The following is a 10,467-nucleotide window of genomic DNA, read 5'->3' as shown; positions in this document are numbered from 1 at the left end:
CATGGAAAGCTTGCTCGATCTCGACCGGAATCCTCCCGCGGGAGGACACTACGTGACCCGCCCCGATCGCCCACTCACGAATCTCCCTGGACGTCTTCTTCGGCGGAGCTGTACTCACGGCCGCCTGCTTGACCGGCGTCTTCGCCGCGACTGTCTTTTTCACGACGCCCTTCTTCGCCGGAGTCGTTTTCGCCTGAACCTTTTTCGCCTGAACCTTTTTCACCTGAGCTTCGTGGAAGGCACGCTCGACCTCGGCCGAGATCCGGCCACGGGAAGACACCGCCAAGCCCATTCCGATCGCCCATTCGCGAATCTCCCTGGTTGCCCTCTTCGTCGAACCTTCAGAACCCCTCGGTGATACCGCCATGCTGTCTCCTTCTTCGCCAGGCAATCGTCGAACGCACACAGTAGCGGCAGGCGGCTTCCTCCGGTAATCACGAAGCTCACCCGAGCTGGCACTTCAACGTCCCCAGCCCAATCTGTATTCAGGGCGCCGAGCTGGGCGTGCGCGTGGCGGTCCCAGCCCTTCCACCGAATGAGGTTCCGCAAAGCCACTGCGGCGCAGTCTCTCCCGATATCGGATAGCAGTAATTTCGACCCGAGGTCGCAGGTCCCGCACACCCCCGTGCGGAGAGGACGTACAGCGCTCGCACGGCGTCCCGGTGTTTCCGCTTCGCGCGGAACAGAGTTTCCACCGGGTCAGCCGGAGGGCTCGCGATCGATGACCACGAGCGAGCACAGGTCGCCGGTATCTTCTTGCCGACGAACGTTTCTGCATTGCAGGCGCTCGGCCCCGTACCCCCCCACATCACAAACCGGTGTTATGTCGACACACCAGGTCACAGCACCATCACACCCCGAAAAACCGATACGTAAACCCCTAGCCTGGAAGGCATGGGAGAACCGACATCGGCGCAGAATGTCCACCCCTGAGTCATTCACAACGGATGGAGTGATCTCATGACCGACCTCGACCAACCGACAGCCGAGGCGCGCAGGCAGCTGCACCTCATCAACGCCGCCGCGGCGCCCTGGGCCGTGATCGTATGAGTACCCCCGCTGATCTCGATGAGCGGGTAACCGGGGTCCGGGATGCGCTGCATGCCCTGCGTCGAACCCTCCTCGACCTGGAGCGCACCTACGCAGACCTCGATGCGACCGCGCTCGACGTGGACGAACTCGGCGACCCGACCACCGCGCCGGAGGTGTTGGAGAGCGCCGTCGACGCCCTCCGCGCCGCTCAGGACACGCTCGGAACGGCCGACGCCGACCTCGACGTGGCGAAGCGGCACACCGCACGGTTGAAGGAACGCGAATGACCGCAGCCGCCGTCGGCGGTGCCGAACTCCGAACGAGGTCCGGAAAGGACAATTCCGTCGGCATCGGCAGGCCGCGCTAGGGAACCGCAAAAGTTCCGAATCCTGGAGCGATGGCCAGCTGGAACTGGTGGAGATCGGCGAACGCGTCCGCAGACGCGGCGACGATGCCGCTGCCGGTGACCACCGCCACCGGGATATATCGGCACCAATCCTCGGGGGCGGTGGGCCGACTGAAATCTGTGGGCGTCACGCCGCGGAGCACGGCGGTACCGGCGGCGGCAGTGGACAGGTTTCGCCAGTGCACCGCCACATCGAGACAGTCGGGCGTGACAATCGCACCCGACTGCCGCGCCGTGAAGGTCACTATGCCCGGCACGTCCGTCGTCGCCGACGGCGTTACCGCCACCACCGGTGGCACAGTGCACATCAACAAACTGAAGCATCCCGAAACAAACGTCGCGGGGGCCGCAAACGCCACAGGCACTACCGGGGGATCCGCCGCCGCGACAGCCGACGATCCGAGCGAGAAAGCACAGCCGGCCACGATTCCAGCGGTCGATGCAACACACCGCCTGCGAGTTGTCCTCCAACGCATCGGTGACCCTCCCGCTTGGGATCTGGCCCGGATCGTGCCGGGCTGCCAGAATACCCGCCCCAGCTCACCGTGTGGTCACGACTGATCTGGATCGCAACCGCCGCGCTACCGGCGATATCACGTCACCACGGCCGACAGAATGCGCGGAATCTTGCCTGCGATGCTCGGGTGTTCCGGAATGGCAGACTGGAGGATAATCCCACTAGGAGGATCGTCCACCCCGCGACGGTGCCCCCGCAATGACGTCGACCCCGGCCCAGGGCCTCAGGACCGCCCGAGTGCGCCGGGGTCGGCCCGCACAGGACGAGTGTGGTAACAAGTCGGGGCCCGTCGCCGAAGTACCAGGTGACAGACCCGAACAGCGGGCGCTGGACTCGAAAGGGCGAGCAGGCAGATGAACGGACTGCCGAGCACGCTGCCGGAAGGCACCGGAAGGTCGTGATCCTCCGCCTCGTGGTCGGTATGTCAGTGAAGGAAACGGCCCCGGCCGTGGGGTAGTTCCACGGGGGTGTCCGCACGGCTCGACACCGAGCCATGGCGGGTGACGAGGGCAGGTGAGAGGTGTGGCCAGGGACATCGAGCGCAACGGCAATCCCGATGCCGATCTCCCGGAAGACGACGCTCCGGTGGACGTCGCGGCTGTGCGCCGCGACGACGCGCTCATCGACGCGATCGCCGGTGGCGAATCCGTCGCGACGGATTCGCCGGAACAGGACCAGCTCGCGCTTCTGCTGACCAATTGGCGCGCCGACATCGTGTCGACTCCGATGCCGACGGGGCCGCTGCTGGACGACGTGATCGCGGCGATCGACGGCTCGGACGCCCGTTCCGCACGCAGTGCCGCCCGCGGCAAGCTCCGGCTGTTACGGCCCATCGCAGGTGCCGCCGCCGCGATCGCGGTCGTCATGGGCGGTGTCACCATTCTTTCGTACGACGCCGCACCCGGCGATCCGCTGTGGAGCGTCAAGTCGGTCGTGTTCAGCCAGCAGGCCGACTCGACCGTCGCGCAGATCGACACCACGTCGCAGCTGCAGGAGGCCGAACGGCTGATCGCCACGGGCGACACGGAGTCGGCGAGGAACCTGCTCGAGGCCGCCGCCGACCGTTCCGGCGAGGTACGCGACGCCGACACCCGCAACGAACTCGAGGTGTGGCGGGCGAAGCTGGCCGCGGAACTGGAGAAGATCGCTCCCACCACACCCCCGGTGACGACAACGCCCGGTACCACCACCCCCGCGCCGACGCAGACCACCCCACTGCCTGCCACCGTGCAGGGGACACCCGGAACCACGACGGTGCCGGGAGTCGGGCAGTTGCCGGGAACCCTTCCCACGGACCTGCTGCCTCCCGGACTGCCGCCCACTTCGGTGACGCCGCTACCCACCTTGCCGCCGCAGCTTCCGCTTCCGCTTCCGCCCGAGACGTTGCCGTCCACCAGCCCTGAACCCCCCATCACGGTGGTCCCGCCGCCGGAGCCGCCCCTGCCTGTGCCGTCGGACAACCCGACCACACAACCACCCATTCAGCAGCCGCCGCCGGAGCCTTCGACGGCGCCGCTGCCGCCGCCTGCGCCACCCGACAACCCGACCACGCAACCACCCCCGCCTGCGCCGTCCGACAACCCGACCACACAACCACCCATTCAGCAGCCGCCGCCGGAGCCTTCGACGGCGCCGCTGCCGTCGGAGCCATTCCCGACCAGCTGAGGAAACGCCTGCGCTCCGCATTGACCATTCGATCCGCGCACGACGCACGGAGCACCCCAAAACTACTGTGCACCACAGCTTCCATTGCGCGTGAACACCAAGCAGTCCCGTTCGCCCCCATGCAACACCCGGAGGATCTCAGTGCTCATGTCCTCCGAAACGAGCCGCGTCGCATACCGGCCCGGCACCGATCACCGGGGAAAGGACCTTGTCCCCTATCCGCGCCACCGCATGAGCCCGAACACTGACAGGGACCGGGATCACGGTGACGGGCAGGGGTTGCCCTGCGCCTTGGCCATCGTGCGTCCCACGACAGTGCGACCGAGAGAATCCTGATGACACGCCTACACGGTTCGCCCGACAGCGCACCGCACCATGCAATTCCCACGCACCGAGCGCTCAGTACGCCGGAGATCTTGCAGCGGATCCAGATGATGTACGCCGATCGAGACGAGAACGGCCCGGCCGGCACCGACGAAAACCCGTCCCCGCTCTGACGTACCGATGCGACGAGTAATGTCCGGCAGCGGCGCCTGATGTTCGCCGGCCGGCGGTGCCGTTCCTGCCGGCGCAAGCCCCGTGCTCCGCCTGAGCACCGGATCGTGTAACCGTTCGACTCCGAAAGCGACCCACCCAGCAGTGTCTGATCATTCGCACCACCACACCCATGTCCACGGGAACTGGCAGGACCGCGCCTCCTGCCGCGGCACCGACCCCGACGTGTTCTTCTCCTCTGACGGTGAACGTCGCCGAGTCCGCGCCCAGCGCGAGCACACCGCCAAACAAATCTGCCAGGAGTGCCCCGTGCTCACCGACTGCCGCACCCACGCCCTCACCGCCGCCGAAACTCACGGCATCTGGGGCGGCCTGTCCGAAAACGAACGCGCCCGCCACACCCGACGTACCCGCCTCGCGGCCCGAACCCCGGGAGCCCGTCGCTCCACGGCGCCCTCGGTGAATCCGACGAGCCGGACACGTCCCTCGAACAGCTGACCGCCGGCAGGAAAGTCCCGGCCACCCGCGTCGCTCGACTCCGACCCGGTCAGATTTCTGACCGAACGGTCAGTAAATTCGGGCTCCGAAACTCACTGTTTACACGAGGGCACCTCCGATGTAACGTACGTCACTAAGCTTTTTATTCAACACCCGTAGAACCAAAGGATCGCGACATGCCCACCCTTTCCCCTGCGCGTATCGACCACCCGCTGTCGCTGCCGACCGTCGACGAGATCGCCTCCCTCCGCGAGATCCTCGAGGCCGCCGACGCGCTGACCGAGCAGACGAGATTCGTCTACGTCGGCCTCGAGGAACCGGACAAGTCGACGCTGTACCCAGCCGAGACCAACGAGACCGATCGCCGATTCCGCGTTCTGCTGCACGACATCTCGTCGCCGAACGCCGTGGACGTCGTGGTGTCCGTGACCCAGCGGTCGGTCATCAGCTCGGTCACCCTCGACGCCACCCGGGACGGTCAGATGCCGGTCCTGGACGAGGAATTCGAACTCGTCGAGCAGGTACTGTCCGCCGACGAACGCTGGCTCGCCGCACTCGCCGCCCGCGGACTCGACGTCGCCGACGTCCGGGTCGCTCCCCTCTCGGCCGGCGTCTTCGACTACCCCGGCGAGACCGGCAAGCGGATCCTCCGCGGGCTCGCGTTCCGTCAGGACCACCCGAAGGACCACGCCTGGGCCCACCCGATCGACGGGCTCGTCGGCTTCGTCGACGTCATGAACCGGACCGTCACCGACGTTCTCGACCTCGGCGCCGTCCCGATCCCCGAGGAGTCGGGCAACTTCGACGACGTCGCCGTCACCGGCCCGCTGCGCACCACCCAGAAGCCCATCGAGATCACCCAGCCCGAGGGCCCCAGCTTCGTCGTCGACGGCAACCGCGTCGACTGGGAGAAGTGGTCGTTCCGCGTCGGCTTCGACGCCCGCGAGGGACTCGTCCTCCATCAGCTCGGATTCGCCGACGGCGACCGGGTACGCCCGATCATCCACCGCGCGTCCATCGCCGAGATGGTCGTTCCCTACGGCGACCCCTCACCGGTCCGGTCGTGGCAGAACTACTTCGACACGGGCGAGTACATGGTGGGCCGCTACGCGAACGCCCTCGAACTCGGTTGCGACTGCGTCGGCGACATCACGTACTTCGACGCCGTCATCGCCGACGAGTTCGGTGCCCCCAAGACGCTGAAGAACGCAGTGTGCATGCACGAGGAAGACTTCGGTGTGCTGTGGAAGCACACCGACCTGTGGGCCGGCTCCGCCGAGACCCGCCGCCAACGCCGCCTGGTTATCTCCTTCTTCACCACGATCGGCAACTACGACTACGGCTTCTTCTGGTACCTCTACCTCGACGGCACCATCGAGTTCGAGGTCAAGGCCACCGGCGTCGTGTTCACGTCGGGTCACCCGGGCGGCGACTACCCGTACGCCTCGGAGATCGCGCCCGGCCTCGGCGCCCCGTACCACCAGCACCTGTTCAGCGCCCGCCTCGACGTGATGATCGACGGCGACCGCAACTCCGTCGAGGAAGTGCAGACCAAGCGGGTGAAGATGGGCCCCGGGAACGTGCACGGCAACGCGTTCACCCTCGAGCGCACGCCGCTGACGAAGGAATCCGAGGCACAGCGCCTCGCGGACAACAGCGTCGGACGGGTGTGGCACATCAGCAACCCGAACAAGCTGAACCGTCTCGGCAAGCCTGTGGCATACGCACTGCACCCGGAGGGGCAGCCGATCCTGCTGGCCGACGACGACTCCTCGATCGCGGCGCGGGCGACGTTCGCCACCAAGCACCTGTGGGTCACCCGGTTCGACGAAAAGGAACGGTACGCGGCAGGCGATTTCGTGAACCAGCACGCCGGCGGCGCAGGACTGCCCAGCTTCGTGGCCGGCGACCGCGATCTGGAGAACGAGGACCTCGTCGTGTGGCACACGTTCGGTCTCACCCACTTCCCGCGCCCGGAGGACTGGCCGATCATGCCCGTCGACTACACCGGATTCACGTTGAAGCCCAACGGCTTCTTCGACCGCAACCCCTCTCTCGACGTGCCCCGCACGACGTCGAAGCACTGCTCGACCGGAGGCAGCAGCAGCTGCCACTCGGACGGAGGCACTGATGTCTGACACCACCACGGGTTCCGGACCCGGCAAGCTACGCGGATCCATCGGCGTCGTCGGGATCGTCTTCCTCGTCATCGCCGCCGCCGCTCCCCTCACGGCGATCGGCGGCGCCCTGCCCGTCATGATCGCGATCGGCAACGGCGCGGGCGCTCCGACGGCCTATCTCATCGCCGCGCTGGTCCTGCTCGTGTTCAGCGTCGGATACGCGGCCATGAGCAGCCACATGGTCGACACCGGCGCGTTCTACGCCTACGTCGCGAAGGGTCTCGGCGAATCCTGCGGGCTCGGGGCCGCCGGTCTCGCGTTGCTGACGTACACCGCCATCCAGGCCGCCGTGTACGGCCTGGCCGCCGCGACCATTCAGGGCCTCGTCGTCCAGTACGGCGGACCCGACCTGCCGTGGTGGATGTGGGCGCTGGTCCTCATCGCGCTCGTGGCCGTGCTCGGGTACCGCAGCATCGATCTGGGCGCCAAGGTACTCGGGGTTCTCCTCGTCCTCGAGATCGGCATCATCCTCGCGCTGTCGTTCGGCGTCCTGGTGCGGGGCGGGGCCGCGGGCATCGACTTCGCGTCGTTCACCCCGACGTCGTTCTTCAGCGGATCACCCGGTGTCGCTTTGATGTTCGCGATCGCGTCGTTCATCGGCTTCGAGGCGACCGCGATCTACGGCGAGGAGGCCCGCAACCCCCGGCGCACGATCCCCATCGCTACGTACGCCGCCGTCATCGTCATCGGACTGGTGTATGCGCTCGCCAGCTGGGCCGTCGTGCTCGCGTTCGGCAGCGACACCGTGTCCGACGCGGCCGCCGCCGACCCTGCCGGGCTGACGTTCGCCGCCGCCGCGCAGTTCCTGGGCGGACCCGCCGCCGACGTCATGGCGATCATGCTCGTCACCAGCCTGTTCGCCGCGCTGCTGGCGTTCCACAACGCCATCTCCCGGTACGTGTTCGCCCTGGCCCGCAAGGGCGCGGCGCCGCGCGCACTGGCCCGCACCCACTCCGAGCACGGTTCCCCGCACGTCGGCTCTGTCGTCCAGACGATCTCCGCGACGGTGGTCGTCGGGGTGTTCGCACTCGCCGGCGCAGACCCGGTGCTGCAACTGTTCACCTGGATGGCGGGTCTGGCCACGGTGAGCATTCTGGTGCTGATGGTGCTCACCAGTGTCGCGATCATCGCGTTCTTCGCCCGCACCCGGCTGGACACCCGACTCTGGCACACCCGCATCGCACCGGTATTGGGCTGTGTGGGTCTGGTGGCCGTCACCGGATTGGTGCTCGACAACTTCACCACGCTGATCGGCGGGTCGGAACTGCTCGCGGACATCCTGCTGGCGGTGATCGCCCTGTTCTTCGTCGCCGGACTGGTCGTCGCCCGCGTCACCCGGCAGAGCCGGGCGGATGTCGCGGACACCCGCGAACTCACGCCCACGATCTGAGTCCGACGATGTTCGAGATCCCTGCCGTGCACGCGGCGATGGTCGTCGGAGCGGTCGGGGCCCTCGTCCCGATGTGGCGCGCGCACGGAACCGACTGCCGGGTCCGGATCGCGCACGGTGCGATGGCCGTGTCCATGGTCGCGATGCTGATCCCCGGGGTGCCGGCGGGGATTCACTTTCTCGAGGGTGCCGTCCTCATCGGGCTCGCCGTGTTCGTCACCGGTGAGACCATGCACCGCCGGACCGCGGTTCCCTGCGCGGTCGATCTCACTGCGATGGGGGTGTTACTCCTCCTGGCCCCGACGTCCGCTCCCGCCCCGGCGGGAGCGGCGCCGGCGCCCTCCGGCCACCATCACGGGGGCGCAGGAATCTCGACAGGCTGGCTTCCCCTCGCCGTGCTCGTGTGCTGGGCACTGCTGACCCTGTATCTCTTCCGCTCCACCCCGCGCCGCGAACGCCGTTCCGGCGTCAAGACCGCGGCGGCGGGTTCCGCACTGATGATCCTGGGCATGGCTCCGATGGCCGTCTGACCGCCCTCCCACCGACAGCACCCTGGAGGAACCGATGAGTTACGCCGATGCCGTCTACACCCGCGGCAAGGTCTTCACCGTCGACGAGGACTTCACCATCGCCACCGCCCTCGCGGTCCGCGACGGACTCGTCCACGCGGTGGGCACCGACGCGGAGATCGAAACCCTGATCGGACCGGACACCGTGGTCACGGATCTCGGTGGGAAGACGATCCTCCCGGGGATCAACGATTCGCACCTGCACGCCATCGCCTACGGACTCGACACGCCGCCGCTCTCGCTCGACGTGTCGTTCCCGGCCGTCCGGTCGATCTCCGATGTCCGCGAACGCGTGCGGGAGGCCGCCTCGGCCGCCGAGGACGGCGCCTGGATCATCGGAACGGGCTGGGACGACGGCTATCTCGACGAATGCCTCGCCGAGGACGGGCGGACGCCGACCCGCTGGGACCTCGACGAGGTGTCCCCGAACAATCCCGTGTTCCTGCAGGATTTTTCCCGTCACACGTCGTGGGTGAACAGCGCGGCACTCGCCCTCGCCGGGGTGGACGAGACCACCCCGTTGCCGCCCGGCAGCCTCATGCCCATTGGCGAGGACGGCCTGCTGACCGGCATCGTCATGGAGGGGGCGCAGGCCCTCGTGCAGAGGGTGCTGCCCGCCCTCACCCGGGAGCGCCGGGAGGAAGCACTCCGCTCGGCGATCTCGATCCTGCAGAGCGAAGGAATCACCAGCTTCACCGACCCCGCGATCGGCCCCGGCGGCGAAGCCCTCGCCGGCGGCGCGATGGGTGCGGAGGGCCTGTCGGTGTACGCCGACCTCGCCCGCCGCGGAGAACTGGGCGCCCGCGTCAACCTTCTCCTCCTGCCCACCGGAATGTCCGGTTCCGCCGAGGATTTCGGGAAGAACCTCGCCGGCATCGACGTCCCGGATACGGTGGACCCACGAATGTTCCGGGTCCTCGGGGTGAAGGTGTTCGCCGACGGCATCCCGCCGAGCAAGACCGCGTGGATGCACGAGGAGTACGTCGGCGGCGGCTGCGGCTCCCTGTGCGTCGGCGGCGACACCGACGAACGGCAGGTGTACGAGGTGACCGAGATGGTCCGCATCGGCCACGAGGCCGGCTACCAGATCGGTGTGCACGTCACCGGCGACCGCGCCATCGACACCGTCGCCGAGGCGATCATCGCCGCACAGAACGCGCACCCCCGCGACGATGCCCGGCACTACCTGATCCACGGCGACTTCATCAGTGAAGCCACCCTGCAGCGACTGGCCGACAACGATATCGGCGTCAATATGAACCCGACGATCAAGTGGACGATCGCCGACCTCGAGGTGGGGGTGGTCGGGACGGAACGCGCCGCCTACGAGTGGCCGTATCGCAGCGCCGTCGAATCCGGGGTGCACCTGATGAGCAGTTCCGATGCGCCGGTCACACCACCCGACTGGCGCCAGGGCATCTCGACGATGATCCTGCGGGAAAGCAAGGCCAGTGGCGCGGTGAGCGGACCCGACCAGACCATCGGGCTCGCCGACGCCGTGCGGACCTACACGATCAACGCGGCCTGGCAGGACTTCGCCGAAGACTGGAAGGGGTCACTCGAGGCCGGCAAGGTGGCCGACCTGTGCATCCTCGACGGCGACCTCGAGACAGCGGACCCGCACGACATACCCGCGATGCAGGTCGTCACGACCGTGCTGGGTGGGAAGGTCGTGTTCGAGCGCGTCACGGAGAGTGTCGCGTAGGCCCCGGAAT

The 10,467-nt window shown here is 67.6% G+C and carries 10 protein-coding genes; 8 read left to right on the top strand and 2 right to left on the bottom strand.

The window, feature by feature from the left end; translation table 11 throughout:
- Positions 1-367: histone-like nucleoid-structuring protein Lsr2 (locus ACFTZB_RS37520; RefSeq protein WP_378439742.1), on the bottom strand; the 367-nt coding region annotated here is incomplete at its 3' end.
- Positions 368-1,046: 679 nt separating this feature from the next.
- Here ACFTZB_RS37520 and ACFTZB_RS37515 point away from each other — a divergent pair.
- Complete coding sequence (locus ACFTZB_RS37515; protein WP_378439740.1) at positions 1,047-1,319, top strand: hypothetical protein; 273 nt, start codon at positions 1,047-1,049, stop codon at positions 1,317-1,319.
- A gap of 76 nt (positions 1,320-1,395) precedes the next feature.
- Here ACFTZB_RS37515 and ACFTZB_RS37510 read toward each other — a convergent pair whose 3' ends face one another.
- On the bottom strand, positions 1,396-1,746 hold the full coding sequence (locus ACFTZB_RS37510) for a hypothetical protein (protein WP_378439738.1): 351 nt from the start codon (positions 1,744-1,746) through the stop codon (positions 1,396-1,398).
- Positions 1,747-2,468: 722 nt separating this feature from the next.
- On the opposite strand from ACFTZB_RS37510, the gene ACFTZB_RS37505 reads away from it, so the two are divergent.
- From ACFTZB_RS37505 to ACFTZB_RS37475, 7 genes are all read left to right on the top strand, one after another.
- Positions 2,469-3,620, top strand: coding sequence for an anti-sigma-D factor RsdA (locus ACFTZB_RS37505; RefSeq protein WP_378439736.1), 1,152 nt, complete (start codon positions 2,469-2,471; stop codon positions 3,618-3,620).
- Between the two features lie 335 nt (positions 3,621-3,955).
- Positions 3,956-4,117 (top strand): hypothetical protein, encoded by a 162-nt coding sequence (locus ACFTZB_RS37500; protein WP_378439734.1) that lies wholly within the window; start codon positions 3,956-3,958, stop codon positions 4,115-4,117.
- 142 nt (positions 4,118-4,259) lie between these two features.
- Positions 4,260-4,613 carry a WhiB family transcriptional regulator gene (locus tag ACFTZB_RS37495; RefSeq protein ID WP_378439732.1) on the top strand — a complete coding sequence of 118 codons (354 nt, stop codon included), beginning with the start codon at positions 4,260-4,262 and terminating at the stop codon, positions 4,611-4,613.
- 176 nt (positions 4,614-4,789) lie between these two features.
- Positions 4,790-6,751, top strand: coding sequence for a primary-amine oxidase (locus ACFTZB_RS37490; RefSeq protein ID WP_378439730.1), 1,962 nt, complete (start codon positions 4,790-4,792; stop codon positions 6,749-6,751).
- On the top strand, positions 6,744-8,183 hold the full coding sequence (locus ACFTZB_RS37485; RefSeq protein ID WP_378439728.1) for an APC family permease: 1,440 nt from the start codon (positions 6,744-6,746) through the stop codon (positions 8,181-8,183). The genes ACFTZB_RS37490 and ACFTZB_RS37485 overlap by 8 nt, the downstream gene beginning before the upstream one ends.
- Positions 8,184-8,191: 8 nt before the next feature.
- Positions 8,192-8,713 carry a DUF5134 domain-containing protein gene (locus ACFTZB_RS37480; protein ID WP_378439726.1) on the top strand — a complete coding sequence of 174 codons (522 nt, stop codon included), beginning with the start codon at positions 8,192-8,194 and terminating at the stop codon, positions 8,711-8,713.
- Positions 8,714-8,747: 34 nt separating this feature from the next.
- Positions 8,748-10,457 carry an amidohydrolase gene (locus ACFTZB_RS37475; protein WP_378439724.1) on the top strand — a complete coding sequence of 570 codons (1,710 nt, stop codon included), beginning with the start codon at positions 8,748-8,750 and terminating at the stop codon, positions 10,455-10,457.
- The last annotated feature ends 10 nt before the right edge of the window (positions 10,458-10,467 follow it).

The organism is Rhodococcus sp. NPDC057014 (assembly GCF_042673295.1).
Taxonomy (GTDB): Bacteria; Actinomycetota; Actinomycetes; order Mycobacteriales; family Mycobacteriaceae; genus Rhodococcus_F.
This window is presented reverse-complemented; position numbering and strand designations above follow the sequence as displayed.

Bases quoted from the DNA above. Each gene is read 5' to 3' on its own strand.
- ACFTZB_RS37515 (WP_378439740.1), top strand. From the start codon at position 1,047: ATGAGTACCCCCGCTGATCTCGATGAGCGGGTAACCGGGGTCCGGGAT.
- ACFTZB_RS37510 (WP_378439738.1), bottom strand. From the start codon at position 1,746: ATGTGCACTGTGCCACCGGTGGTGGCGGTAACGCCGTCGGCGACGACG.
- ACFTZB_RS37485 (WP_378439728.1), top strand. From the start codon at position 6,744: ATGTCTGACACCACCACGGGTTCCGGACCCGGCAAGCTACGCGGATCC.
- ACFTZB_RS37500 (WP_378439734.1), top strand. From the start codon at position 3,956: ATGACACGCCTACACGGTTCGCCCGACAGCGCACCGCACCATGCAATT.
- ACFTZB_RS37480 (WP_378439726.1), top strand. From the start codon at position 8,192: ATGTTCGAGATCCCTGCCGTGCACGCGGCGATGGTCGTCGGAGCGGTC.
- ACFTZB_RS37490 (WP_378439730.1), top strand. From the start codon at position 4,790: ATGCCCACCCTTTCCCCTGCGCGTATCGACCACCCGCTGTCGCTGCCG.
- ACFTZB_RS37475 (WP_378439724.1), top strand. From the start codon at position 8,748: ATGAGTTACGCCGATGCCGTCTACACCCGCGGCAAGGTCTTCACCGTC.